The organism is Burkholderia sp. HI2714 (genome assembly GCF_002223085.1).
Classification (GTDB): domain Bacteria; phylum Pseudomonadota; class Gammaproteobacteria; order Burkholderiales; family Burkholderiaceae; genus Burkholderia; species Burkholderia lata_D.
In genome coordinates, this window is sequence record NZ_NKFM01000067.1 from 235,642 (window position 1) to 260,513 (window position 24,872).

Annotated in this window: 22 protein-coding genes; 5 read left to right on the plus strand and 17 right to left on the minus strand. The window is 68.0% G+C overall.

Going from position 1 to position 24,872, the window contains the following annotated elements:
* Positions 1-13: 13 nt before the first annotated feature.
* The 11 genes from CFB82_RS37690 to CFB82_RS37740 all read right to left on the minus strand — a co-directional run bounded on the left by CFB82_RS37690 (position 14) and on the right by CFB82_RS37740 (position 13,802).
* On the minus strand, positions 14-1,180 hold the full coding sequence (locus CFB82_RS37690) for an iron-containing alcohol dehydrogenase (protein ID WP_089487374.1): 1,167 nt from the start codon (positions 1,178-1,180) through the stop codon (positions 14-16).
* Positions 1,181-1,209: 29 nt separating this feature from the next.
* Positions 1,210-2,691 (minus strand): NAD-dependent succinate-semialdehyde dehydrogenase, encoded by a 1,482-nt coding sequence (locus tag CFB82_RS37695; protein WP_089449240.1) that lies wholly within the window; start codon positions 2,689-2,691, stop codon positions 1,210-1,212.
* 970 nt (positions 2,692-3,661) lie between these two features.
* Positions 3,662-4,417: a histidine utilization repressor gene (hutC, locus tag CFB82_RS37700; protein WP_069250104.1), complete on the minus strand. Its 756-nt coding sequence runs from the start codon at positions 4,415-4,417 to the stop codon at positions 3,662-3,664.
* Positions 4,418-4,473: 56 nt separating this feature from the next.
* Entirely contained in the window at positions 4,474-5,967 is a 1,494-nt protein-coding gene (locus tag CFB82_RS37705; RefSeq protein WP_089487375.1) for an aromatic amino acid ammonia-lyase, read from the minus strand.
* A gap of 7 nt (positions 5,968-5,974) precedes the next feature.
* Positions 5,975-6,766, minus strand: a complete 792-nt coding sequence (locus tag CFB82_RS37710) for an ABC transporter ATP-binding protein (RefSeq protein WP_039353363.1) — start codon at positions 6,764-6,766, stop codon at positions 5,975-5,977.
* A gap of 27 nt (positions 6,767-6,793) precedes the next feature.
* Complete coding sequence (locus tag CFB82_RS37715) at positions 6,794-7,540, minus strand: ABC transporter permease (protein ID WP_039353366.1); 747 nt, start codon at positions 7,538-7,540, stop codon at positions 6,794-6,796.
* 12 nt (positions 7,541-7,552) lie between these two features.
* The gene (locus tag CFB82_RS37720; protein WP_089487376.1) at positions 7,553-8,275 is read right to left on the minus strand and encodes an ABC transporter permease; all 723 of its coding nucleotides are present in this window, start codon (positions 8,273-8,275) and stop codon (positions 7,553-7,555) included.
* A gap of 92 nt (positions 8,276-8,367) precedes the next feature.
* On the minus strand, positions 8,368-9,228 hold the full coding sequence (locus tag CFB82_RS37725) for a transporter substrate-binding domain-containing protein (protein WP_089487377.1): 861 nt from the start codon (positions 9,226-9,228) through the stop codon (positions 8,368-8,370).
* A 360-nt stretch (positions 9,229-9,588) separates the two neighbouring features.
* Positions 9,589-10,725, minus strand: a complete 1,137-nt coding sequence (locus CFB82_RS37730; protein WP_373558913.1) for a TIGR03364 family FAD-dependent oxidoreductase — start codon at positions 10,723-10,725, stop codon at positions 9,589-9,591.
* 472 nt (positions 10,726-11,197) lie between these two features.
* The gene (ftsH, locus tag CFB82_RS37735; RefSeq protein ID WP_089487378.1) at positions 11,198-13,111 is read right to left on the minus strand and encodes an ATP-dependent zinc metalloprotease FtsH; all 1,914 of its coding nucleotides are present in this window, start codon (positions 13,109-13,111) and stop codon (positions 11,198-11,200) included.
* A 43-nt stretch (positions 13,112-13,154) separates the two neighbouring features.
* Positions 13,155-13,802: a BON domain-containing protein gene (locus tag CFB82_RS37740; protein ID WP_089487547.1), complete on the minus strand. Its 648-nt coding sequence runs from the start codon at positions 13,800-13,802 to the stop codon at positions 13,155-13,157.
* 320 nt (positions 13,803-14,122) lie between these two features.
* Here CFB82_RS37740 and CFB82_RS37745 point away from each other — a divergent pair, with 320 nt between their 5' ends.
* Positions 14,123-15,526 carry an MBL fold metallo-hydrolase RNA specificity domain-containing protein gene (locus CFB82_RS37745; protein WP_089487379.1) on the plus strand — a complete coding sequence of 468 codons (1,404 nt, stop codon included), beginning with the start codon at positions 14,123-14,125 and terminating at the stop codon, positions 15,524-15,526.
* Positions 15,527-15,596: 70 nt separating this feature from the next.
* Here the strand turns inward: CFB82_RS37745 and CFB82_RS37750 are convergent, their stop codons facing one another.
* Genes CFB82_RS37750 through CFB82_RS37770 form a run of 5 tightly spaced genes read right to left on the minus strand, consistent with a single transcriptional unit; the run spans position 15,597 to position 20,751 of the window.
* Positions 15,597-16,637, minus strand: coding sequence for a zinc-dependent alcohol dehydrogenase family protein (locus tag CFB82_RS37750; protein ID WP_089487380.1), 1,041 nt, complete (start codon positions 16,635-16,637; stop codon positions 15,597-15,599).
* 41 nt (positions 16,638-16,678) lie between these two features.
* On the minus strand, positions 16,679-17,671 hold the full coding sequence (locus CFB82_RS37755) for a bifunctional enoyl-CoA hydratase/phosphate acetyltransferase (RefSeq protein ID WP_089487381.1): 993 nt from the start codon (positions 17,669-17,671) through the stop codon (positions 16,679-16,681).
* Positions 17,668-19,482 carry a PHA/PHB synthase family protein gene (locus CFB82_RS37760; protein ID WP_089487382.1) on the minus strand — a complete coding sequence of 605 codons (1,815 nt, stop codon included), beginning with the start codon at positions 19,480-19,482 and terminating at the stop codon, positions 17,668-17,670. The genes CFB82_RS37755 and CFB82_RS37760 overlap by 4 nt, the downstream gene beginning before the upstream one ends.
* Positions 19,479-20,225, minus strand: a complete 747-nt coding sequence (locus CFB82_RS37765) for a beta-ketoacyl-ACP reductase (protein ID WP_089487383.1) — start codon at positions 20,223-20,225, stop codon at positions 19,479-19,481. Before CFB82_RS37765 ends, CFB82_RS37760 begins: the two co-directional genes overlap by 4 nt.
* Positions 20,215-20,751, minus strand: coding sequence for a hypothetical protein (locus tag CFB82_RS37770; RefSeq protein WP_089487384.1), 537 nt, complete (start codon positions 20,749-20,751; stop codon positions 20,215-20,217). The genes CFB82_RS37765 and CFB82_RS37770 overlap by 11 nt, the downstream gene beginning before the upstream one ends.
* A gap of 153 nt (positions 20,752-20,904) precedes the next feature.
* Between CFB82_RS37770 and CFB82_RS37775 the strand changes: the two genes are divergently transcribed.
* The 4 genes from CFB82_RS37775 (at position 20,905) to CFB82_RS37790 (ending at position 24,355) form a co-directional block, all read left to right on the plus strand.
* Positions 20,905-21,744: a universal stress protein gene (locus CFB82_RS37775; protein WP_089487385.1), complete on the plus strand. Its 840-nt coding sequence runs from the start codon at positions 20,905-20,907 to the stop codon at positions 21,742-21,744.
* An 8-nt stretch (positions 21,745-21,752) separates the two neighbouring features.
* Positions 21,753-22,952 carry an acetate/propionate family kinase gene (locus CFB82_RS37780; protein WP_089487386.1) on the plus strand — a complete coding sequence of 400 codons (1,200 nt, stop codon included), beginning with the start codon at positions 21,753-21,755 and terminating at the stop codon, positions 22,950-22,952.
* Between the two features lie 69 nt (positions 22,953-23,021).
* Positions 23,022-23,525, plus strand: a complete 504-nt coding sequence (locus CFB82_RS37785; protein WP_089487387.1) for a universal stress protein — start codon at positions 23,022-23,024, stop codon at positions 23,523-23,525.
* Positions 23,522-24,355 carry a universal stress protein gene (locus CFB82_RS37790; RefSeq protein ID WP_089487388.1) on the plus strand — a complete coding sequence of 278 codons (834 nt, stop codon included), beginning with the start codon at positions 23,522-23,524 and terminating at the stop codon, positions 24,353-24,355. The genes CFB82_RS37785 and CFB82_RS37790 overlap by 4 nt, the downstream gene beginning before the upstream one ends.
* A gap of 45 nt (positions 24,356-24,400) precedes the next feature.
* Here the strand turns inward: CFB82_RS37790 and CFB82_RS37795 are convergent, their stop codons facing one another.
* Positions 24,401-24,871: a universal stress protein gene (locus CFB82_RS37795; RefSeq protein ID WP_089487389.1), complete on the minus strand. Its 471-nt coding sequence runs from the start codon at positions 24,869-24,871 to the stop codon at positions 24,401-24,403.
* Position 24,872: the final 1 nt, after the last annotated feature.

Genomic DNA, 24,872 nt, shown 5'->3' on the forward strand with positions numbered 1-24,872 from the left:
TGCCGGCGTCGGTTCAATAGGCCTGTTCGTACAGGCGCAATGCGTCCGACTCCGTGACGACGACCGGATTGTTCAACAGCAAGCGCTGCTGCTTCATCGCGTCGGCCGCGAGGGTCGGCAGGCTCGATTGCGTCACACCCACGTCGCGCAGGCGTCGCGGCGCGCCGGAGCGGTCCATCAGGTCTTCCAGGAATGCGATGAACGCCGCCGTGCGCGCCGTGGCGTCGCCCGTTCCACCCGCGCCGACGACGTCCGCCAGTTCCGAATAGTGCGAAGCCGCCGCTTCAGCGTTGAAACGCAGCACGGGTGCCAGCATCAACGCGTTGGACAAGCCGTGCGGAATATGGAAATGGCCACCCAACGGATACGCCAGTGCATGGACCGCGGCCACCGGCGCATTGGCGAAGGCTTGCCCCGCCAATGTGGCGCCCAGCAGCATGGCCTCGCGTGCGCGCCGGTCGTCGCCGTTTTCGCAAGCCGGGATCAGGTTGCTCACCAGCAGTCGCAGCGCCTCACGCGCGAGTGCGTCGGAGATGGCGTTCTTCTTGTGCTTGCTCGTGTAGGCCTCGATGGCGTGAACCATCGCGTCGATGCCCGTCGCAGCGGTATGGCTGCGCGGCAGACCAACCGTCAGCTCGGCGTCCAGGATCACTTTGTCGGCATACAGCTGACGTGCGACGATGCCCATCTTGGTTGTTTCGTCAACCGAAACGATGGAGATGTTGGTGACTTCCGACCCGGTACCCGCCGTCGTCGGGATCTGCACCAACGGCAGGCGCGCCCCCTGAACGTTGCCGATGCCGTACATTTCCGCGAGCGATTGCCGCGAGACGGTGAGCACGGCGGCCAGTTTTGCGATGTCCATCGACGAGCCGCCGCCCAGGCCAATGACGACGTCCGCCTCGGCACTGCGTGCAAACTCGACGCAGCGCAAGACCACCTTCTCCGGCGGATCGGCCACGACCTCGTCAAAAACCGCCACGCGGAATCCCTCGGCGGCCAACGACGCTTTCGCCGGTTCCAGCACACCGGCCTTGTGCAGCCCTGCATCGGTCACGATCAGGACACGGCGGCGCTCCGTCCATGCCGCCATCACCTGACCCAGGCGGCGCGCACAACCCCATTCCTGGAGAATGGACGGAACAGTTTCGAAAAGCATCGACTGCGGGGACATTTCCATTGACGTTTCCTTGATGCGGACGTTGGCCGTTAGACCTGGGTGCACAGGTACTTGATTTCCAGGTATTCCTCGATGCCGTAACGGGACCCCTCACGGCCCAGGCCCGATTGCTTGACCCCGCCGAACGGCGCGACCTCGTTGGAAATCACGCCGGTATTCAGGCCGACCATGCCGTACTCGAGCGCCTCACCCACACGCCAGATGCGGCCGTGGTCGCGTGTATAGAGATAGGCCGCGAGCCCGTACTCGGTGTCGTTGGCCATCGCGATCGCTTCTGCTTCATCCTCGAAGCGGAACACCGGGCCGACGGGCCCGAAAAGCTCCTCGCGCGCGAGACGCATGGCCGGCGTCGCATCGGCAATGACGGTCGGCTCGAAAAACGTGCCCCCAAGCGGATGGCGTTTACCGCCCGTGACGATTCGTGCGCCCTTGCTCACGGCATCGTCGATCAGCTGATTCAGGTGGTCGCAGGCGGACTGCTGGATCAGCGGCCCCTGCTGCACCCCCGGTTCGATGCCGTTTCCTACCTTGAGCGCCTGGACTCGCCGGGTGAGCGCGTCGACGAAGCGGTCATGAATGCCTGCCTGGACGAGAAAGCGATTGGCGCACACACAGGTCTGGCCGCTATTCCGGTACTTCGACGCCATCGCACCTTCAACGGCCGCGTCGAGATCCGCGTCGTCGAACACGATGAAAGGTGCGTTGCCGCCGAGTTCGAGAGAGAGTCGCTTGATCGTCCCGGACGACTGGCTCATGAGCACGCGGCCGACTTCGGTCGAACCGGTGAACGAAAGCTTGCGCACGACCGGGCTGGCCGTGAGCACCGCGCCGATCTCGCGCGACGGACCGCACACCACTTGAAGGACACCTGCCGGAATGCCCGCCCGCTCGGCCAGGACGGCGAGCGCAAGCGCCGTGAGCGGCGTCAGGTCCGCGGGGCGCACGATGATGGAGCAGCCCGCGGCCAGTGCTGGTGCAACTTTGCGCGTGATCATCGCGGCAGGAAAATTCCACGGCGTGATCGCGGCACACACGCCGATCGGCTGACGGATGACGAGAATGCGCTTGTCGCCTTGCGGGTGCGGAATGACGTCGCCGTAGACACGCTTCGCTTCTTCGGCGAACCACTCCACGAAAGAAGCCGCATACATGATTTCGCCGCGAGCCTCCGCCAGCGGCTTGCCCTGCTCCGACGTCATGATCAGCGCGAGATCGTCGGCATTCGCCACGATCAGGTCGTACCAGGCGCGCAGTATCTTCGCGCGCTCGTGGCTGGTGCGTTTCTGCCAGCCTTGTTGTGCAAGCGCCGACGACGCAATGGCCTGCTCGACCTCCGCGGCGCCGAGGCTGGCCACGCGCGCCAGGATGTCACCCGTGGCCGGATTCGTGACGGGAAACGAACGGCCATCCGTGCCCTCCGCCCATCCCGACGCAAGCCACGCACGCGTCTCCAGCAACGCGCCGTCTCGCAGTTGGGCGCGTAGCGCCGAGGGATCGATCGCTTGGTTCATCCTGCTGTGCATTTCATTCACTAGCACCGTCTCCAGAAATTCTTGTTTTTTCCACCCGGGCGCTTTCGCGCCGACAGGCAAGAACCGCCCAGGCATCCATACGCGAACGCCTGCTCCATCGCCCAGGATTTCGCCTCACTTCCGGGAGTGGGGATGGGCCAATGGCTCCGCCACGCGGAAGTCTTCGCAAAATGTTGCCCACGGGGAGGAAGTCCACGATCGAGCGGTAACTTCCAATTGGGGATGAAACAGGCATGTAGATCACTTGACATGGTCATTTGACCATAAAGCATTTTCCGCGGCAACTCAGTAGTTCCACGGGCTGTCGGCGACTCATCGGGAGATGGCTGCGCAAGGTTGAGACAGTCAGACAAGTCGATCGCCCGGGATCTGTGTTGCCAAGGCGAACCTGGCGGATATGCTCGGCGGCGGTTCTGCGCGAAGGCGACGCCGATCACCTTGCGAAAGCAAGCGACTCGCGCGCAGCCAGCGCGGCGGGCGCAGCGGGGGACGGCTTCACTGTCGGCGTCGGATGCGGCCCCGCCCGCCACGGCCTGTGCGCAGTGCCACAAGCCGATGGCCGCCGACGACCTGTTCTGCGGCGAATGCGGTGCGCGCCGTCACGCTTGACGGCAGCGTGATCGCGCATCGAAACGCGGCCCGCGACCAGTATCGCCGCGGGTCGCGGGCTTCGGGTTTCGGGTTTCCGGCAAACGACAAGCACGTATCGGCGGCCGGTTTCCTGAACGCGGTTGATCGGTTCGCGCAACACGTCGCGCCTGCCGGCGTGATGACGAAGGCGCGACGCTGTGCGAACATCCCGGGCTCGCGTACCCGGTCAACCGGCCCGTGCAAGCGGCCTGAACACCCGCCGGACGTGGTTTGCGCAACAGCAAGCCGGCAGCGTGGCCCGACGCTCACCTTCGCGACCGTGACAGCGACAGCGAACGCCGGCAGCGAACAACCCTGCCTACACCCTCCCCGCGAGATGAAACCGTGACGCCGGATGCCACAGCTGCACCGACGTCGCGACCTGCCCGCCGACCCACGTGCGCCGCCGCAGCAGCAGACACGGTTCGCCGATTTCCATCACGAGGTGCCGGCGCACCTGCGCATCGGGTTTCTGCGCGTAGATGCGGAACTCCGCACGCTGGATCGGCGCGAGTCGCACCATGTAGTGGTTCGGGGTCTCGACCGTGAAATCCTGCTCGAGATAGGCGGGAAACAGCGCCGGATTGACGTAGCGATCCTCGAACTGGATCGGCTCGCCCTCCTCGCAATGCACGATGCGCGAGTGAAACACCGGCCCCGTGCGAAGCCCGAGCGCTTCGATCGCTTCGGGATCGTCGCTGCTTTCGATCATCAGCACGCGCGCACTGTGCCGATGGCCGCGCTCGGCGATCTCGTCCGCGATGTTGCGGATCTCGAGCACCGTCGATTCGTAATGACGGCGCTCGACAAAGGTGCCCGCCCCCTGGATGCGGGTCAGCACACGCTCGGCGGTCAGCTCGCGCAGCGCACGCGACACGGTCATGCGCGCCACGCCGAACTCCTTGACCAGTTCGGCCTCGGTCGGAATCGCGCCACCGGGCTTCCAGTCCCCGTTCGCGATCCGCTCGACCACGTAGCGCTTGATCTGCTGGTAGGCCGGCAGCGCGCGCGCCGGCACGTCGTCGCCCGGTACGGCCCCCGGCCGGGCCGCCGTATATCGTTCCGCTTCGTTCATGCGCCCTCGATCGAATGAAGATGGGATGACCTGCCGACCGTCGCACCGCCGCTGCGTCACCCCAGCGACGGCGGCACGCCCGCAACGATGGCGGCCGCGCTCGCGATGTCGTCCGCGAGCGGCCGGTCGTCGTGATACGCCGGCACGCGGTCGCGCACGTAACGCCACAGCGCGTCGGTCGGCGCCGCCCGCGACACTTCGTTCTCCTGCAAATCGTACGCCTGCGCGGCGGCCAGCAACTCGATCGCGAGCACGCGCGTGGTGTTCTCGATGATGTCGAGCGCCTTCAGCGCGGCCGGTGTCGCATGGCACAGGTGGTCTTCCTGCAGGCCCGACGTGATGCCGCCGTCGAGGCTCGCGGGCGCGGCGAGCCGCTGGTTCTGCGCAACCAGCGCGACCGCGGTGTACTGCGCGATCATGAACCCGGAACACGTGCCGCCCGGCGCCGCGAGAAACGCCGGCAGCCCGCTCACGAGCGGATTGACGAGCCGGTCGAGCCGCCGCTCGGCAATCGCCGCGACCTGCGCCATCGCGGCCGCGAGGCTGTCCATCGCGAGCGCGATGCCCGCGCCGACCGCATGCGCCTGCGAATGGACGGTCGGCGCGTCGCGCGTGCCCGCGACGATCGGATTGTCGGTCACGGACGCGAGCTCGCGGTCGACGACTTCCGCCGTGACCGCCAGCACGTCGCGCGCCGCGCCGTGCACGTGCGGAATCGTGCGCAGGCTGAGCGGGTCCTGCGTATGTCGCCCATTCGCCGCGGCGAGCATCGCGCTGTCGGCGAGCATCGCGCGCAGGCGTGCGCCGACGTGCCCGATCCCGGGCGAAATGCGGAGCGCCAGCGATGCTGGATCGAACGCGGCGAGCTGGCCGCCGAGATTCTCGAAGCTCGTCGCCGCGATCCAGTCGGCCCAGTCGAGCAGCCGCTCCGCGCGGGCGAGCGCAAGCGCGGCGAGCCCCGTCACGCACGGCGTGCCGTTGACCAGGCTCAGCCCCTCCTTGGCGCCGAGCGCCAGCGGCTCGCGGCCGATGCGGCGCAGCGCTTCGTCGCCACGTATGCGTTCGCCGCCGTGCCGCGCGTGGCCGTGCCCAATACAGACGAGCGCGACGTGCGCCATGTGGGTCAGGTAGCCGACCGACCCGTGCGCCGGCACTTCCGGCAGGCAATCGTGCTCGAGCAGTGCGACCAGCTGGTCGACGATGTCGGCCCGCACACCGGAATGCCCGTGGGCGTAGTTGTTGATCGCTGCCGCGATGATCGCGCGCGTTTCCGCCGCACCGAGCGGCGCGCCGACGCCAACCGCGTGGCTCATCAGGATGTTGCGCGACAGCGTACCCTGCTGCGCGGGCGACACGATCACGTCGCATAGCGCACCGACGCCCGTGTTGACGCCATACGCGCGAATGCCGCGCGCGACGATTGCGTCGACGAGTTCGCGCGCCGCGACGACACGTCCGCGCGCGTCGTCGGTCAACGCGAGCGGCGCGCCGGCCGCCACCGCCGCGATCTGCCGCCAGTCGAGCGGCCGGGCCGAACGGAATACGGTCATGGCGGCCTCAGTTCGCGGCACGGTCATGATGGCTCGACACGAACTGGCGGAAGCGTTCGGAGCACTGGCCGCCGAACAGTTCGCCCGGCGTTCCGTCCGCATCGACCTCGCCCTGATGCAGGAACATCACGCGATTCGACACATGCCGCGCGAAGCCCATTTCGTGCGTGACGACCAGCATCGTGCGCCCTTCCTCCGCGAGCGAGCGCATCACGCGCAGCACCTCGCCGACCAGCTCCGGATCGAGCGCCGACGTCGGTTCGTCGAACAGCATCACCTTCGGATGCATCGCGAGCGCCCGCGCGATCGCGACCCGCTGCTGCTGGCCGCCCGACAGATGGGCCGGATAGTAGCCGCGCTTGTCCGCGAGGCCGACGCGCGCGAGCAGCGCCTCGGCCTCCTCGACCGCCTCCGCGCGACTGCGCTTCTGCACGCGCAGCGGCCCTTCGACGAGATTGTCGAGCACGGTCATGTGCGACCACAGATTGAAGTTCTGGAACACCATCCCGAGCTGCGAGCGGATGCGATCGACCTGGCGCCGGTCACCCGGATGCAGCTTGCCGTCGCGCGCGCGTTTCATCTTCAGTTCCTCGCCGGCGAGCGCGACCGAGCCGTCGTCGGGCGTTTCGAGCAGGTTCAGGCAGCGCAGGAAGGTACTCTTGCCCGATCCGCTCGCACCGAGGATCGAGATGACGTCGCCTTCGTGCGCATCGAGCGAAATGCCCTTCAGCACGTGGTGATCGCCGAACGACTTGTGGATGTTCCTGACCGACAGGGCGACGGGAGCAGCGGTGTTCATCGATTTCTCCTGGAAGGAAGGACGCGGTCAGGATGCGACACGCCGCGCATTACGTGCGTCGGCCGCGGGTGCGCCGGACGGCTTCGGCGCGCGCAGGTGGCCCGACAGCCGCCATTCGAGCGCGCCGAGCAGGCGTACGACGATGAAGTTCAGGCCCAGGTAGATGAGGGCCGCACACACGAACACCTCGGTCGTCCGGTAGGTTTGCTGGATGATCTGCTGCGCGACGCCCGTCACCTCCCACACGGTCACGAGGCTGGCGAGCGCGGTCGACTTGACCAGCAGCACGGCTTCGGTCGAATACGCGGGCAGGCACTGGCGCAGCGCGATCGGACCGATCACGCGGCGCAGCAGCGCGAAGCCCGACAGGCCGATCGAATAGCCTGCCTCGATCTGCCCGACCGGCACGGCCATCAGCCCGCCGCGCAGGATCTCGGCCGTGTAGCCGGCCGTACACAGCGCGAGCGACAGCACCGCGCACACGTACGGCTCGCGCAGCAGCGGCCACATGAAGCTCTCGCGGATCACGCCGAACTGGCCGAGCCCGTAGTACACGAGAAACATCTGGATCAGCAGCGGCGAGCCGCGAAATACCAGGATGTAGGCACGCGCGAAGCGGTTCGGCAGCCAGCGCGGCGACACGCGCATCGTGACGATCACGAGCGACAGCAGGCCGCCGAGCACGAGCGACGCGAAGAACAGGCCGAGCGTGGTCGGTACCGCCGCGAGCAGCTGGCGCAGCGTGTCGAACAGGAAGTCGAAATCGAGTGACATGGGCGCGCTCCGTCAGTTGCGTGCGAAGTTGCGGCGGAACGACCGGCCGACGATCGCTTCAGCCCGGTTGAACACGCGGTTCGACAGCCCCGTCATGACCAGGTAGAGCGCGCCGCCCGCGACGAAGAACACGAAATACTGGTGGGTCGAATTCGCCGCGATCTGGCTCGTGCGCAGCAGCTCGGCGAGCCCGGTGACCGAGATCAGCGCCGAATCCTTCAGGCTCAGCTGCCACACGTTGCCGATGCCGGGCAGCGCGAAGCGCAGGACCTGCGGAATCAGGATGCGGCGCAGGACCATGCTGCGCGGCATGCCGATCGAGCGCGCTGCTTCGAGCTCGCCCTTCGACACCGCGAGCACGGCCGCGCGATACACCTCGGCCTGGTACGCGCCGGAAATCATCCCCACCGCGAGCGCGCCGATCACGAACGGCGGCACGCCGATGAAGCCTTCCGCGCCGAACCACTGGCCCACGGCCGTGACGAGCGTCGAGCCGCCGAAATAGAACAGGTAGATGACGAGCAGTTCGGGCACGCCGCGAAACACCGTCGTATACAGGTCGCCGAGCAGGCGGGCGCTGCGATAGCGCGACAGCTTCGCGGCCGCGACGCCCGCGCCGATCACGGCACCGACCGCGAGCGCGGCCAGCGTCAGCGCAACCGTCATCAGCGCGGCAAGCAGCAGCACGCCGCCCCAGCCTTCGGTTCCGAAGCCCAGCATTTCAAGGATCGCCATGCGTGCCTCCCGGCAAGCGTTGAGTGGATCGGCAGGATGCGCGCCGCCGCGCGTCGCTCATGCCGCTTGCGCGGCGGCGGCCGGACGTGCGCTTACGGGGTGACGTCGGTCTTGAACCACTTGTCGGCGAGCTTCTTCACAGTGCCGTCCGCGAGCGCGGCGCCGATCGCCGTATCGAACTTCGTCTTCAGGTCGGCATCCTGCTTGCGGAACGCGAGCCCTTCGCCCGGCCCCCAGATCGGCCCGCCGAGCTTCGGGCCCGCGAGCACGATCGATGCGTTGTCCTTCTTCGCGTTGTTCGCCGCGTAGTACGTGACATCGTCGAACGAGGCGTCGATGCGGCCGGCGACGAGGTCGAGATCGCGCTCGGGCGAGGTCTTGTACACGCGGATCGACGCGATGTCCTTGAAGCTGTCGTTGATGAACTTCGTGTAGACGGTGCCCGACTGGATGCCGATCGTCTTGCCCTTCAGCTGCTTGCGAAGCACGTCGACGGTCGACTTGTCGGCATTCGCGTCGCCCGACAGCTTGACGATCGGCGCGCCCGGCGCCGCCTTCGGCAGGATCTTCGTATCGGTGACGGCGAACGTCGCGGGCGTCGCGGCATACGGACGCGAGAACAGCAGGATCTTCTCGCGCTCCGGCGTAATCGAGATCGCATCCATCAGGACATCGAACTTGCCGGCCTGCAGCCCGGGAATCATTCCGTCCCAGTCCTGCGCGACCATGTTGCACTGCACCTTGATACGCTCGCACACGTTGGCGAGCAGTTCGGGCTCGAAGCCGCCGAGCTTGCCGCCCGGCAGCGTGAGGTTCCACGGCGCGTAGCCGCCTTCGAGCGCCACCGTCACCGTCTTCCATTCCTTCGCCTGCACCGGCGCGGAAAGCGTGGCCGCTGCCGCTGCGATGATGCCGATCGTCCTGACTGCCCACTTGATGCGCTTGCCGTTCACGAGTTTTCTCCTTGCGTTGAAGATCGTCATCCCTTCGGTCATGCAAGCGGCCTCAGGAATTTGTCTATACAAGCATGCAAGAAGAAAAAACGAGCGACAAGCGTTGATCAAAAAAAACCGGGGAAACGCGGGAAATCCCCTAATTCCGGGGCTCTGACGTGCCTCTCGGTGGTGATTCGCGGCACGAACATGGTGCATTTCATCCGATCTTTCGATCAGGATGACTAGACAAATTCCTGATTCGACTGTTTCGCTAAACACACTAAAAGTGCCAATCGAATCCTGCAGCCGTGCCGGCAGGCGCATCGCTCGCGCGCATCCCGCGAACCCGGCGACTGCGCGACGCGCATGCCCCTGCCCTCACCACGCGGCAAACACGTCCTGCGCGATCCCGAAGCCCGTGCTCATCCCGGCGCCGCTCGTCACGACGACGACGCGCGTGCCGTCATCCGGCGCCTCGATCACGCAATCGGCATCGGCGGCCGACGGATAGCTGCCGGTCCAGCGTTCGACGATGTCCAGTTCCGGCACATCGAGCGTCTCGTGCAGCAGGCGCAGGATCTGCACATCGATTTCCTGCGTCGCGAACGGCAGCGGTGCGGCGCCGTATTCGTGCGAATCGCCCACCACGAGGCTGCCGTCGGCGCTCTGCACCGCGATCAGGTGGATGCCGTAACCGAGGCACACGGGCTCCTCCGCCTTCAGGCGCGTGCGCAATGCGTCGGCGGCGGGCAGCGCCGCGAAACCCGCGTAACGCAGCAGGCTCAGGTCGCTCATCACCGCGGCGCGCAGCGCCAGCGGGCGGCGCGGCCGCACGCGCAGCATCTGCAACTGGCACAGCCGCACCGCGTGCCGCGCGAACCAGTCGCCGTACAAGTGACGGCTGTCCGCATTGCCGCAGACGATCACGCGCTCCGCGTGCAACACGCCGCGCGACGTGCGCACGGTCGGCGTGCACACGTCGTGCACCATCTCGCCGTAACGAAACGTCACGCCGAAGCGTTCCGCCAGCCACGCCGCCAGCAACCCGATCGCGGTACGCGGCTCGATGCGCAGTTCATGCGGGCTGTGCAGCACGCCTTGCGCGCCGTCGAGCCGCAACGCCGGCGCCACGGCCGCCGCTTCACCGGGTGTCATGACCCGGCAGCCGTCGGCCATGCCGGTCTGCATGAAGGCATCGATCAGATGCATCGCCTCGGGGCGACGCGCAATCAGGTGGAGGCCCTTGTGCAGCACGTCGATGCCGGCTTGCGGCGCGACGTCCGCCCAGACCTCGCGGCTCGCCCGCGCACGCCGCCAGCTGTGTTCGGCGTGCTGCCCGGTGACGGTGACGAAACCGAAATTACGGATCGACGCGCCCACGCATGCGGCATCGCGTTCGATCACGCAGACGCGCAGCCCCTTGAGCGCTGCCGTATAGGCATGGGCGAGGCCGACGATGCCGGCGCCGACGATGACCACGTCATAAGAGTCTGCCGCTGTGATGGCGTTCACGATTGCACGTTCCTTCTGTCGAGATGACGCGCGCCGCCCTTGCGAGGCGAGCGTATTGGTTGCTGCTTGCCGCGTCCCATGGACGTATTCCCGCGTGCGAGGCGAACCGGCCGGCTCGCGTCGTTCGTTCCCGGGATTGGCGCACGATCCCGCACTATCTCGACGCGAGATGACATGCGAATGAAAAGCCACAAAACAGCATGAATTGGCAAATTTTGCCATTGAATGACATGGCGGAAGGTCGCGTCGACCCGTCGGCTCGGCGCATGGATATGCGCTGTCAAAGCGCACCGACCTCAATCTGATCGGCACGCACCAGCATGGGACCGGCCGGCAGCAGGTCGTGCACGCAGCGGGCAACGGGTCCCGCAAGATCCGCAGCTCGCGTCGGTCGTCATCGACGCCGCGCAATTGCGCGGCCGCGCCGTGTGCATCGGCTGTTGAGTGGTCACGATCGCCGGTAACCGGTGGCGGATCAGGCCGACGTGTCCGTTGCCGTTACCGGCTCCGCATCGACTCGCGCCGGCTCGCGCGCCGCGCCGCGATCGTCCGGCGGCGTAATGAGCGCCACCAGCGTGTCGTGATCGATCGACTCGTGCTGCAGCAGGCACCGCGCGATCCGTTCGAGCGCGTCGCGATGCTCGCCGAGCGTCGCCGCGACCCGCGCGTGCGCCTCTTCGAGCAGCGCGCGCACCTCCTCGTCGATCAACTGCGCGGTGTGTTCGCTGCACCGGCCGTCGCCCGGCGTCCACACGCCGGGCGAACCGCCCTGCGGCGTCGCATCGTCGAGCGTCGCCAAGCCGAGCTTCTCGCTCATCCCGTACTGCATGACCATGTGGCGCGCCAGCGCGGTCGCACGTTCCAGATCGTTCTGCGCACCGGTCGACACGTCGCCGAACGCGATTTCCTCGGCCACCCGGCCGCCGAGCAGCACGTCGAGCCGGTCGAGCAGCTCGCTCTTGCGCAGCACGTAGCGATCCTCGGTCGGCACCTGCTGCGTGTAGCCGAGCGCCGCGATGCCGCGCGGGATGATCGACACCTTCTTCACCGGATCGCAATGCACGCGGCTTTGCGCGACGAGCGCGTGGCCCGCCTCGTGGTACGCGATGGTCCGCTTTTCCTCGTCGTTCATCACGCGGCTCTTGCGCTCCATGCCCGTCATCGCGCGGTCGATCGCTTCGTCGAAGTCGGCCATGCCGATCGCGGGCTTGCCGAGTTCGGCCGCGTGCAGCGCGGCCTCGTTGACGACGTTCGCGAGATCCGCGCCGACGAAGCCCGGCGTGCGCTGCGCCAGCTCGGCCAGGTCGACTTCCGGGGCCAGCTTCACGCGCTTCGTGTGCACGGCCAGGATCTGCTTGCGGCCGGTCAGGTCGGGCCGGTCGATCGCGATGTGGCGGTCGAAGCGCCCGGGCCGCAGCAGCGCGGGATCGAGGATCTCGGGCCGGTTCGTCGCGGCCATGATGATCACGCCCGAATTGGCCTGGAAGCCGTCCATCTCGACGAGCAGCTGGTTGAGCGTCTGCTCGCGTTCGTCGTTGCCGGACATCAGGCCGACACCGCGCGCCTTGCCGAGCGCATCGAGTTCGTCGATGAACACGATGCACGGCGCCTTCTGCTTTGCCTGGTCGAACAGGTCGCGCACGCGTGCCGCGCCGACGCCGACGAACATCTCGACGAACGCCGAGCCGCTGATCGTGAAGAACGGCACGGCCGCCTCGCCGGCCACCGCGCGCGCGAGCAGCGTCTTGCCGGTGCCGGGCGCGCCGACGATCAGCACGCCTTTCGGGATCTTGCCGCCGAGCCGCTGGTAGCGTTCAGGATTGCGCAGGAACGCGACGATCTGCTGCAGCTCGGCCTTCGCCTCGTCGATGCCGGCGATGTCGTCGAACGTGATGCCGGTTTCCTGCTGCACGTACACGCGTGCCTGGCTCTTGCCCATGCCGCTCAGGTCACGGACCCCGCCCGGCCGGCGCATCATGAAGCTCCAGAACGTCACGAGGATGATCACCGGCAATATCCATCCGGCAAGCGTTTCGAGCCAGCCCGAATCCGGCACGCCGCGATAGCGGATGCCGGCGGCCGTGAGTTCGGCGACGAGACGATCGTCAGCGACCCGGTTGGTCGTGAAGCGCCACGGCGGCCCCGCCTTCTTCACGGCGGCCGCGTCGGAGGCCGGCAGGTTCGCACCGGCCTGCGGCATGCGCAGCACGCCCGAAATCGACGACGGGCCGATGTCCAGATCGTCGACGAGCCGCGCGTCGACCAGGCGGTGAAAATCGCTGTACGAGATCGACGTCGTGGCCGGCTGGGCCATCAGCAGCTGATACGCCACCAGCACGGCAAATACGAACGGGATCAGCAGTCCGGAGTAATCGAATGATTTTTTCATGGCATCAGGCCGACACGGTGGGCACTGGCCCGCTCATGCATCGTCACGCAACGGTCAGCCGGTCGACGACCTCCCGGACACCCCTGACCGACCCGGCCGCACCGCACGCGGCGCGCCTTTCGGCAAGCGACGCGACCTTGCCCGTCAGCGTGATGACGCCGTCGACCGCGTCGATCGCAATGCCCGCGGATTCGCGCTGCGCGCGACGCGCCAGCGCTTCGGCGATCCGCATGCCGACGTCCGGCACCGTGTGGTCCGTGCGCACCCGGATCCGGTTCGCGACGCCGACGACGCCGATCATCCGGCTGACCATCTTTTCCGCCGCGCGACTCTGGTATGCATGATCGACCTCGCCGTCGAGCGTCACGCAACCGTGGTCGACCTCGACGCTAATCTTGTGATCGCGCAGCGCCTCCTGCCAGCCGAGCGCGAACGTGATGGCGATTGCCAGCTCCTGATCCGCGCACGCGTTCGCGGGCGGTGTAACGTTCAGTTCGAGCACGAGCGCACGCGCATCCTCGACATGCAGCGCCGTTTTCTGCGCCTCGAGCTTCTGGGCCCAGCTGTCGACCGAGCCGCGCAACGTGACGATCCGGTCGCGTACGTCGACGTCGATCCGCCGCGCGTCGATCGCCGGATTCCAGAACAGCGCCTGCTCGACGTCCTGCTTGAGTGCTGCATCGGACTTCATTTCCGTCTCCCGTTGGGCCGCACCGGTCGTGACATTCGCGATCGGCGATCGGGCCGCACCGGATTCAGCATCGCGCACGCCGGCGCCGGCGGGTTGACGAGGATCAACCAACGGCGTGCCGGCGGCCGTGGCCGCCGGGCGTGCCGCCGTCCGGCCCGGGCGTTGATTGACGTCAATCCGGAGCCGCAACAGCTGGAGGACGAATCTCGCCCGACCCGGGCACGGATACAGATACGGCAATCCCTGATTTCCATCAATCGCTTCGCGCGCATCCGCGCTGTAATCGACTCACTGCTCCGTCCACTCCCGTGAGGCGATCCATGAAACTGACTTTTCTCGGCGCGACCGAAACCGTGACCGGCTCGAAATACCTGGTCGAGCACGGCAACCGGCGCGTGCTGGTCGATTGCGGCCTGTTCCAGGGCACCAAGAACTTGCGGCTGCGCAACTGGAGCCCGTTGCCGGTCGCGCCCGACACGCTCGACGCGGTCGTGCTCACGCACGCGCATCTCGACCACACCGGCTATCTGCCGGTGCTGGCGCGCGAAGGGTTTCGCGGGCCGGTGTACTGCACGCCGGCCACGGCCGAACTCTGCGACATCATGCTGCGCGACAGCGCGCGGCTGCAGGAGGAAGAAGCCGACTTCACAAACCGCCACGGCTATTCGAAGCATCATCCGGCGCAGCCGCTCTACACGCTGGACGATGCGCAGCGCGCGCTGCACCTGCTGAAGCCCGTCGCGTTCGACGAATGCACGGCGCTCGGCGGCGGACTGGCGTTCCGCCTGCTGCCGGCCGGCCACATTCTCGGCGCGGCGAGCGTCGTGATGCACTGGGATCACAAGGTGCTGGCGTTCTCGGGCGACCTCGGCCGCTATCACGACCCGATCATGCAGCCGCCGCTGGCGCCCGCGCATGCGGACTACGTGGTCGTCGAATCGACGTACGGCGACCGGCTGCATCCGGAATCTGACCCCGAGAACGAACTCGCCGCGCTGTTCGACAAGACCTTCGCGCGCGGCGGCGTGGTCGTGATGCCGTGCTTCACCGTCGGCCGCGCGCAGGAGATCCTGCACTACATCGCGCGCCTGAAGGCGTCGGGCCGGATGGCGCGCGTGCCGGTGTTCGTCGACAGCCCGATGGCCACCGACGTGACCGAGATCTATCGCCACCATATTCTCGAACACCGGCTGACGCCTTCCGAAGCGAACGCGCTCGGCCACGCGGCCACGATGATCCGCTCGGTCGAGCAGTCGAAGGCGATTGCCGACCATCAGGGCCCGATGGTCATCATCGCCGGCAGCGGGATGGCGACGGGCGGCCGCGTGCTGCACCACCTGAGCCGCTACGCGCCCGATGCGCGCAACACGATCGCGCTGGTCGGCTACCAGGCGGCCGGCACGCGCGGCGCGGCGCTGGCCGCGCACGAGCCGACATTGAAGATCCACGGCGAGTACGTACGCGTGCGCGCGCAGGTCGAGTCGATCACGACGCTCTCCGCGCATGCCGACTACGAGGAGATCCTCCGCTGGCTCGGCACGATGCAGCGCGCGCCCGAGCGTACCTTCGTCACGCATGGCGAGCCGGCCGCCGCCGATGCGATGCGGCGGCGCATCGCGGAGCGGCTGCACTGGCCGTGCGAGGTGCCGGTGTATGCGCAGTGCGTCGATCTCGATGCGGTCGAATCCGGTGACACACGCGAGCCGGCTGCGCTTTCGTCCTGACGACGTGACCCACCGGACGGGGCGAGAACCGGGTGTCGCCTGCCGGTTCCCGCCGCACACTACCCGGACATCAACCGACTTCGATGATGACCTTCAGCGCCTGCGTCTGCGCAGCACGGCCGAACGTGTCGTACGCGCGCTCGACGTCGTCGAGCGGGAACCGGTGCGTGATCAGGCGTTTCGGATCGAGGCGCCCGGCGCGCACGGTCTTCAGCAGCATCGGCGTGCTGACCGTGTCGACGAGCCGGGTCGTGATCGAGATGTTGCGATCCCACAGCTTCTCGAGGTGCAGGTCGGCCTTGACGCCGTGCACGCCGACGTTCGCGACCACGCCGCCCGGCGCCACCAGTGACGTGCACATCTCGAACGTCGCCGGAATCCCGACCGCCTCGATCGCGCAATCGACGCCGACGCCGTCGGTCAGCTTCATCACTTCCGCCACCGGGTCGCCGGTGCGGCCGTCGAGGCAATCCGTCGCGCCGAAGCGCCGCGCCACCTCCAGCCGGTTGCTGTCGGGATCGATCATGATGATTCGCGCGGGCGAGTAGAACTGCGCGGTCAGCAGCGCGGCCAGCCCGATCGGGCCCGCACCGACGATCGCGACCGAGCAGCCCGGCTGCACCTTGCCGTTCAGCACGCCGCATTCGAACCCGGTCGGCAGGATGTCGGACAGCATCACGAGCGCTTCCTCGTCCGCGCCCGGCGGAATCCGGTAGAGGCTGGTCTGCGCATGTGGAATGCGTACGTACTCGGCCTGCGTGCCGTCGATCCGGTTGCCGAGAATCCAGCCGCCGGTCGTGCAGTGCGAATACAGGCCACGCCGACAATATTCGCAGCGGCCGCACGACGAGATGCAGGAGATCAACACGTGATCGCCCGGCTTCAGCGCGTCGACGGCGGCGCCGACCTGCTCGACGATCCCGACCCCTTCGTGGCCGAGAATGCGGCCGGGCTCGCAAGTCGGTACATCCCCCTTGAGGATGTGCAGGTCGGTGCCGCAGATCGTCGTGCGCGTCACGCGCACGAGCGCATCGGTGGGCGACTGCAGTTCCGGCATCGGCCGCTCCTCGAGCGCCTTGCGCCCGGGCCCGTGGTAGACGAGTGCTTTCATTGGGGTTCCTCCATCGAAAGAAAGGGTTGCAGGTTCATTCATCAGGATTGCGATACATGCCGCGCCTGTGCCAGCACCATCGCGAGTGCGCAGGACGCGACCCGGACGACAGCGCCATCGGCGCGGCTCGTCAGCACGATCGGCACACGCGCGCCCACGACGATGCCTGCGCTGACGGCGCCGCCCAGGTATTCGAGCTGCTTCGCGAGCAGGTTGCCCGCTTCGATATCGGGCACGACCAGGATGTCGGCGCGGCCGGCGACCGGCGAATCGATCCCCTTGTCGTGCGCCGCCCGTAGCGAGATCGCGTTGTCGAGCGCGAGCGGGCCGTCGACGATCGCGCCCGTGAGCTGGCCGCGCTCGGCCATCTTCGCGAGCGCCGCCGCGTCGAGCGTCGAGCGCATCGCCGGATTGACGGTCTCGACCGCGCACAGCACGGCCACGCGCGGGCACGCCACGCCCAGCGCATGCGCGACGTCGATCGCGTTCTGCGTGATGGCCGCCTTCTGCGCGAGGTCCGGCGCGATGTTCACCGCCGCGTCGGTCAGGATGAACGGACGCGGATACGCCGGCGTCTCGATCAGGAAACAGTGGGACATGCGCTTGTCGGTGCGCAGCCCCGATTCGGCGGCGACGACCGCGCCCATCAGCTCGTCCGTATGCAGGCTGCCCTTCATCAGCGCGCCGGCACGGCCGGCCGCCGCGAGTTCGATCGCGCGGGCCGCCGCCGCATGGCTGTGCGGCACGTCCTCGATCGTCCACGGCGACAGATCGACGCCCGCATCGTGCGCGACACGCAGCACCTTGTCGCGCGGCGCGACGATCAGCGGCTCGATCGCGGCCGCCAGCGGCGACTCGCGGAGTTCGGCCAGCGCGACGAGACTGGTTGCATCGCACGGATGCACGACGGCCACGACGAGCGGCGCTGCGTTGCGCGCCTGCGCGATCAGCCCGGGCCATGCGCCGTCCGCGCGCGGCAGCAGGCCGGGCAGGCACGCGCCGCCGCACGGATCCGGATGCCGATGCCCGTTCATGTCTCGAGCACGTAGGCGCCCGGCGCCGCCGCAAGCCCGGCGGCCGGCGTGCGGGCCGGCACGTCACCCGACGAGCGCGCGTGCAGCCAGTCGCGCCAGCAGGTCCACCACGATCCTTCGACCGCCGGCGTGTCGCGCATGAAGTCGCACGGGCTGCGGTAAGACGCGCCGGGTTCGCGGGTCGCGCAGCGGTAATGGCGGCCCGGATGACCGGGTTCCGACACGATGCCCGCGTTGTGGCCGCCCGCCGTCAGCACGAAGGTCAACGCATGGTGCGTCAGCAGATGGAGCTTGTAGACCGAGCGCCACGGCGACACGTGATCGCGCTCGGTGCCGACCGCGAACGTCGGCACGTCGAGATCCGACAGCGCGACCGGCCGCCCGTCGACGCAGTAGCGGCCGGCCGCGAGATCGTTGTCGAGGAACAGCCGGGTCAGGTATTCCGAATGCATCCGGTACGGCATGCGCGTGGTGTCCGCATTCCACGACATCAGGTCGTTGGGCTTCGTGCGCGTGCCGAGCAGGTATTCGCTCATCATCCGCGACCAGATCAGGTCGCGCGCGTTCAGCAGTTCGAACGCGGCGGACATCTGCGCGCCGTCCAGGTAGCCCTGCCGCCACATCAGCGCGTCGAGCGCGGACAGTTCGCTCGCGTCGATGAACAGGCCGAGTTCGCCGGGTTCGCTGAAATCGGTCTCGGCCGCGAGCAACGTGACGGATCGCAGCGCTTCATGTTGCCGCCCGTCGCGTGCGAGCGCCGCCGCGCCGATTGCCAGCAGCGTGCCGCCGAGGCAATAGCCGGCCGCGTGGACCGCCTCGCCGCAGATCGACCGGACGACGTCGAGCGCGGCCAGGCACCCGTCGCGCAGGTAATCGTCGAGCCCGAGATCGCGCGCTTCCGCACCCGGGTTGCGCCACGACACCGCAAACACGGTGTAGCCCGCATCGACCAGGAAGCGGATCAGCGAATCGTGCGGCTGCAGATCGAGGATGTAGTACTTCATGATCCACGACGGCACGATCAGGATCGGCTCGCGTGCGACGCGCGGTGTCGTCGGGTCGTATTGCAGCAGCTCGCACAATGCGTTGCGCCACACGACCCGGCCCGGCGTCATCGCCACGTCGCGCCCCGGCAGGTACGTACGCACGTCGCGGCCGCGCGTGCCGCACGTGCGATCGATCAACGCATGCACATCGTCCTGCCAGTGCCGCAGGCCCGCCAGGAGGTTCGCGCCGCCGCTGCGCAGCGTCGCGTCGAGCGCGACCGGATTGGTCGTCAGGAAGTTGCCGGGTGAGCACGCATCGAGCCATTGACGTGCCACGAAGCCGACCAGCTCCTCGTGGTGCCGTTCGACACCCGGCACGCCGCGCGTCGCTTCGCGCCACCAGCGCTGAACCGACAGGAAGCCGTCGCGATACGTGCGAAACGGCCAGCCCGACCATGCGGGCGCGGCGAAGCGCGGATCGGCGTGCCCCGCATGCACGGCCAGGCCGTCCGTGTCGGCGTCGTCCGCCGCGCCTTGCTCCGCCGCCGCGGGCGCGGCCGCCAGCCACGCCTGCGCCGCGAGTTCGAAGCACTTGCCCGGCGACACCGCCAGGTGCGCGCCCCAGTCGAGCGTGGCCAACGCCAGCGACACGGGCGACAGCCCGAAAGTCATCGCGGCGATGTTCGCATGCGCGGCGCGGTTCCATTGTTCGGCGGGTGTCGCCTCGGCCGGCGCGCACTCGGGCGTGCCGGCTTTCTGGCGGTCCCGATCGGATTGCTGCCTCGATTCGCGCGGGAGCGGCACACGGATGACGGATGCTTTCATCGCATGTACATGCCGCCGTTGACGTCGAATTCCGCACCGGTTGCGAACGCCCCCGCATCGGAACACAGGAAGGCGACGAGCGCGGCGATTTCGTCGGGGTCGCCGAGGCGGCCCGCCGGAATCTGCGGCAGGATCTTCGTGTCGAGCACTTCCTTCGGTACCGACTCGAGCATCGCGGTGGCCAGGTAGCCAGGGGCCACCGTGTTGACCGTGATGCCGTGCCGCGCAAGTTCGAGCGCCAGCGATTTCGTGAAGCCGTGGATGCCGGCTTTCGCGGCCGCGTAGTTCGCCTGCCCGTACGCGCCGCGCTCCCCGTTCACCGACCCGATGTTCACGATCCGGCCGAAGCCGGCATCGATCATCCCGGGCACGAACGGCTTCGTCATGTTGAACAGGCCGTCGAGATTGGTGCGCAGCACCGCATCCCACATGCTCTTGGTCATCTTCACGAAGGTGGCATCGTGCGTGATGCCGGCGTTGTTGACGAGCACGTCGACGCGCCCGAACTCGGCCAGCACGCGCGCCGCGCAGTGCTGGCACGAGTCGTAGTCGGCCACGTCGACCTCGTACGCATGAAACGTGCGGCCCGCCTCGCGTTCCTGCGTGAGCCACGTCGCGACGTGGTCGTTGCGTTCGGTGTGCGACACCGCCACCGTCATGCCGGCCTCGTGCAGGCGGCGGCTGATCGCGGCACCGAGGCCGCCCATCCCGCCGGTGACGAAAGCGATGCGCTCAGCGGACATGATCGTGCTCCTGCGCCGCATGGCGGCCATCGAGACGCCGGACGTCCGCGGCCCCGTCGCCCGCGTCGACGGTTTCCGTGATGCCGAGCTCGAACGCGGCCATCCAGTCGCGCCACGGCATGCTCGCCTCGTTGACCACGGCCAGCCGCCCGAGATCGGGCCACCAGTCGGTCTGGTAGCGCGACAGCGCGCCGGTGCCGTAATCGCGCAGCCACGTGCGCCACGCACTCGCGCTCTCGAACTGCCCGCGCATCCACAGCTCGGTGGCGTCCTGCCAGATCGCGACGGTCGCGATCGTGTAGTCGCGCACCGCCTGCCGGGCCGCCTCGCCGAACGCCGTCCACTCGTTCGTCGTTGCCAGCGCCTGCTGCAGGCCGCGCACCGCGTCGCGGTCCCGCTCGATGCGCCGCCCTGCCAGCGCGTGCCATTCGTGCTGCCAGTCGCGAGTCAGCACGGCCATGCGCAACGCGAGATCGCAACCCGCGCGGCAAGCGTCGTTCGGTGTGGTCAAAGCCTGGGGGCTCATCGTCTTCCCTCCTTCGATCCGGTCGGTGAATTGGCGTCCACTTCACTGTGCGACCGTGGCGCACGGCACCCGTTGATCTGAGTCAAGCACGCGGAAACCCTGCTTCGTAGACTGGATTGCACTGGCGGATCACCCGTCGATGGAGCGATTCCGATGAGCTACAAGAGCCTAGTCGTGCACCTCGATACGAGCACCCGCGCGCATTCGCGTCTCGAACTCGCGTTGCGTCTTGCCCGGCGCTTCGGTGCGCATCTCACCGGGCTGTTCGCGGTCTATACGCCGGAACCGCATTCGTTCTACGTGATGGCCGGTTCCGCAGACTATTTCCGTGAACACCGCGCGCGGCGCGACGAGCGGCTCGCCGCACTGGAGCGCCTGTTCCATGCGGAAACCGCTCGCGCAAAAGTGCCGTCCACCTGGGTTCACGCCGATGAGCGCGCGAATGTGGCCGTGCCGCGCGCCGCACGTCTTGCCGACCTCGTGATTGCGGGCCAGAGCGACCCGAACGATCCCGAAACCTACATCGACGACCAGTTTCCGGAGAACCTCGTGTTGTCCGCCGGCCGCCCGGTGCTGTTCTGGCCGTACACCGGCGAATTCCCGTCGATCGGCGAACGGGTGTTCGTCGCCTGGGACGGCAGCCGCGAAGCCGCCCGCGCCGCGCACGACGCGCTCCCCTTCCTCGAGCACGCGAAGCGCACGACGGTCGCCGCGGTGGTCGACGGCGATTCCGAAGCGGCGACCACGCGCATTCCGGCCGCCGATGCCGCATTGATGCTCGCGCGCCATGCGCGCGACGTGAACGTGCTCGACATCGACACCGGTACCGGCGCGTCGGTCGGCGACACGCTGCTGTCGCGCGCGTATGAAACGGGTTCCGGCCTGCTGGTCATGGGCGCCTACGGCCATCCGCGCTGGCATGAACTGATCATGGGGGGCGCCACGCGCACGGTGCTCGCGTCGATGACGCTCCCGGTGCTGATGTCGCACTGAATCGATCGATGCGTACGCTCGCGCTGCTCGTCGTCAATGCCGGTTCGTCGAGCGTGAAGTTCGCGGTCTTCGCGTATCCGCCGCACGGGGACCCCGCGCGGCGGCCGCTGCACGAGGGTGAAGCGAGCGAAACCGGCAATGGCGTGTCGCTCCGCTTCGACGCTGCCCCGGGCGGCACGCTGCCGCTGCGCATGGCGGATCCATACCGTGCGGTGCTCGCGCAGGTCGCGATGTGGATCCGCGTGCAACTGCCGCATATCGCGCTGGGCGCCATCGCACATCGTGTCGTGCATGGCGGTGCCCGGTACGTCGACCCGGTCGTCGTCGACGACGCGGTGCTCGACGCGCTTCGCACGCTGACGCCGCTCGCGCCGTTGCATCAACCGCACAGCCTCGATGCGATCGACGCGCTGCGCGATGCGTTTCCCGACGTGCCGCAGGTCGCCGTGTTCGATACCGCGTTTCATCGCACACTGCCGCGCGCCGAGCAATTGCTGCCGCTGCCGCATGCATGGTTCGACCAGGGTGTGCGCCGCTACGGGTTCCACGGTCTGTCGTACGAATACCTGGTCGTCGCGCTCGACGAGCAGTTCGGCCCACGTGCGCACGGCCGCGTGATCGCCGCCCATCTCGGCAGCGGCGCCAGCCTGTGCGCGATGCGCGACTGTCGCAGCGTCGCAACGACGATGGGCTTCTCGGCGCTCGACGGGCTGATGATGAGCACGCGCTGCGGGACACTCGATCCCGGCGTGGTCCTGCACCTGCTCGCGGCCGACAAGCTGTCCACCGAAGCATTGGGTCACATGCTTTATCACGAGTCGGGGCTCAAGGGCGTGTCGGGCGCTTCCGGCGATCCGCGCGTGCTGCTGGCATGCGAAGCCGCCGGTGACGCACTGGCCGGCGATGCGCTGACACTCTACGTCCACCGCATCGTGCGCGAAGCCGGTGCGCTCGTCGCGCTGCTCGGCGGCCTCGACATGCTGGTCTTCACGGCCGGCATCGGCGAGCACTCGGCCGTGTTGCGCGGGCGGATCTGCGCGGCGCTCGGCTGGCTCGGCATCGATATCGACGTGGGCGCGAACGCGGACCATGCGCAGGTCGTGTCGTCCGCGTCGAGCGCGGTCACGGTCGTCGTCGAGCCGACCAACGAAGCGTGGATCGCCGCGCGCGCCGCGGTCGGTGTGCTGCGCGCCAACCGCGACGCTTGATCCAGATCAGCGCGATTGGCGCGCACGCGCCGATGATGATTTCATCCACATCGGTTCAAGGGAAACGCCATGTACTCGAACATTCTGGTTGCGCTCGACGGCAGCGACACGTCGTCCCGTGCACTCGACGCCGCGCTGGCTCTCGCGTCGGAGACGGGTGCGCGGCTGACTCCCGTCTACGTCGTCGATTTCCTCGTGCCGGCCTACGACATGTACGGCTACGATCCGTCGATCCTGATCGACACCTTTCGTGAAGAAGGGCTGCGCGTCACCGAGGACGCGGCGCGACGCCTGAAAGCGCGCGACGTCGCCGGCACGCCGCAGATCTCCAACGTCGCGCCGGCAGGCGAAGACATCCCGCACCGGATCGTCAGTCTTGCCAACGAAATCGAGGCCGACCTGATCGTCATGGGCACGCATGGCCGGCGCGGCGTTCAGCGCCTCTTCCTCGGCAGCGTGGCCGAGCGCGTGTTGCGCCTGGCCACGTGCCCGGTGCTGATGATTCCGGCCGGCAGCCCGTCCGGCAAACCTGCCGAGACCGTCGCGGCCTCAACCGAAAAGGAGCCGTCATGAGCTACAAGACCCTGCTCGTCCACCTCGACGACAGCGCGCGCTGCGCAGCGCGCATCGACCTCGCACTCGACCTGGCGGGACGCTGGAATGCGCATTTGATCGGTCTCTACGTAGTCTGCCAGGATCACTTCGAACCGCTGCGGCGACCCGACGAGCCGCTGAAGCTGGCCGTGTACGAACGCCTGTGCGAGCAGCGGCGCAAGGAGGCCGAAGAAAGATTCCTGACGGCCGCCGAGCGCGCGGGACGCAGCGTCGAGTGGCAGGCGCCGACCGGCGACGCAACGGCTGCCGCCGTTCTGCATGCACGCCACGCCGATCTGCTGATACTCGGCCAGGAAGACCCGGACGATCGCATGACCTACGTGGCGCGCCATTTCGTCGAGGATGTCGTGATGGGCAGCGGCCGTCCGGCGATCGTCGTGCCCTACGCGGGCGACGTGCGAACGATCGGCGAGAACGTGCTGATCGGTTGGGACGGCGGGCGCGAGGCCGCCCGCGCGATGGCCGATGCGCTGCCACTGCTGGCCCGCGCGCGCTTCGTCAACGTCGAGACGGTCGTGCGCGATCAACCCGATCCGGACAAGACGCCGGCGGGCGTCGACGTCGCCGCGTATCTCGAGCGGCATGGCGTGCGCGCGTCATTCTCGACGACGCCGCGCGACCGGTCGGTCGGCGTCGGCGCGACGCTGCTGAACCGGGTAACCGACCTGCATGCCGATCTGCTCGTGATGGGCCTGTACAGCCATGCGCGCATGCACGAACGCGTGCTGGGCGGTGCGACACGCACCGTCCTCGAGACGATGACGGTGCCGGTGCTGCTGTCGCACTGACGCACCCATGACGACGGGGCAGCCGCCTGCGGCTGCCCTCTTCCGTCACAACACGGCCGCACACGCGCCCCGCCCCTCACGCACGACCAGCACCGGCCGGTCGGCGGTGCGGACCAGCGATTCGGCGACGCTGCCGAGCACCGCGCGGCGCACGCCGCGGCGTCCGTGCGTGCCCATCACGATCAGGTCCGCGTCGCATTCCGCGGCGGCTCGCGCCAGCACCGACGACACCTCCTCGCCGCACGCGTCGATCGTTTGCGCGGTGCCGCGCACGCCGCACAGGCGAAACGCGGCCTCCGCATCCGCCACCGCGAGCGCGGCCTTGTCTGCATCCAGCCCCGCCGGGTCGCGCTGGTCGATATAACCGCGGTCGACGTCCGTCAGTCGTGGCGCGTCCGATACCACGCACACGGCGACGATCAGGCCGCCCGAATGGCGAGCGATCGCGATCGCCTCGTCGAGCGCCAGCCGCGAACTGCGGCTGCCGTCCAGTGCTGCGAAGATCCGTGCGTACATG

Excerpts from the sequence above, each read along its gene's own strand:
- hutC (WP_069250104.1), bottom strand. The coding sequence starts at position 4,417 with ATGAACGAAGCGGAACGATATACGGCGGCCCGGCCGGGGGCCGTACCG.
- ftsH (WP_089487378.1), bottom strand. The coding sequence starts at position 13,111 with ATGAAAAAATCATTCGATTACTCCGGACTGCTGATCCCGTTCGTATTT.
- CFB82_RS37745 (WP_089487379.1), top strand. The coding sequence starts at position 14,123 with ATGAAACTGACTTTTCTCGGCGCGACCGAAACCGTGACCGGCTCGAAA.
- CFB82_RS37755 (WP_089487381.1), bottom strand. The coding sequence starts at position 17,671 with ATGAACGGGCATCGGCATCCGGATCCGTGCGGCGGCGCGTGCCTGCCC.
- CFB82_RS37760 (WP_089487382.1), bottom strand. The coding sequence starts at position 19,482 with ATGAAAGCATCCGTCATCCGTGTGCCGCTCCCGCGCGAATCGAGGCAG.
- CFB82_RS37785 (WP_089487387.1), top strand. The coding sequence starts at position 23,022 with ATGTACTCGAACATTCTGGTTGCGCTCGACGGCAGCGACACGTCGTCC.
- CFB82_RS37775 (WP_089487385.1), top strand. The coding sequence starts at position 20,905 with ATGAGCTACAAGAGCCTAGTCGTGCACCTCGATACGAGCACCCGCGCG.
- CFB82_RS37720 (WP_089487376.1), bottom strand. The coding sequence starts at position 8,275 with ATGGCGATCCTTGAAATGCTGGGCTTCGGAACCGAAGGCTGGGGCGGC.
- CFB82_RS37690 (WP_089487374.1), bottom strand. The coding sequence starts at position 1,180 with ATGGAAATGTCCCCGCAGTCGATGCTTTTCGAAACTGTTCCGTCCATT.
- CFB82_RS37770 (WP_089487384.1), bottom strand. The coding sequence starts at position 20,751 with ATGAGCCCCCAGGCTTTGACCACACCGAACGACGCTTGCCGCGCGGGT.
- CFB82_RS37710 (WP_039353363.1), bottom strand. The coding sequence starts at position 6,766 with ATGAACACCGCTGCTCCCGTCGCCCTGTCGGTCAGGAACATCCACAAG.
- CFB82_RS37740 (WP_089487547.1), bottom strand. The coding sequence starts at position 13,802 with ATGAAGTCCGATGCAGCACTCAAGCAGGACGTCGAGCAGGCGCTGTTC.
- CFB82_RS37795 (WP_089487389.1), bottom strand. The coding sequence starts at position 24,871 with ATGTACGCACGGATCTTCGCAGCACTGGACGGCAGCCGCAGTTCGCGG.
- CFB82_RS37695 (WP_089449240.1), bottom strand. The coding sequence starts at position 2,691 with ATGAACCAAGCGATCGATCCCTCGGCGCTACGCGCCCAACTGCGAGAC.
- CFB82_RS37790 (WP_089487388.1), top strand. The coding sequence starts at position 23,522 with ATGAGCTACAAGACCCTGCTCGTCCACCTCGACGACAGCGCGCGCTGC.
- CFB82_RS37780 (WP_089487386.1), top strand. The coding sequence starts at position 21,753 with ATGCGTACGCTCGCGCTGCTCGTCGTCAATGCCGGTTCGTCGAGCGTG.
- CFB82_RS37705 (WP_089487375.1), bottom strand. The coding sequence starts at position 5,967 with ATGACCGTATTCCGTTCGGCCCGGCCGCTCGACTGGCGGCAGATCGCG.
- CFB82_RS37765 (WP_089487383.1), bottom strand. The coding sequence starts at position 20,225 with ATGTCCGCTGAGCGCATCGCTTTCGTCACCGGCGGGATGGGCGGCCTC.
- CFB82_RS37750 (WP_089487380.1), bottom strand. The coding sequence starts at position 16,637 with ATGAAAGCACTCGTCTACCACGGGCCCGGGCGCAAGGCGCTCGAGGAG.
- CFB82_RS37715 (WP_039353366.1), bottom strand. The coding sequence starts at position 7,540 with ATGTCACTCGATTTCGACTTCCTGTTCGACACGCTGCGCCAGCTGCTC.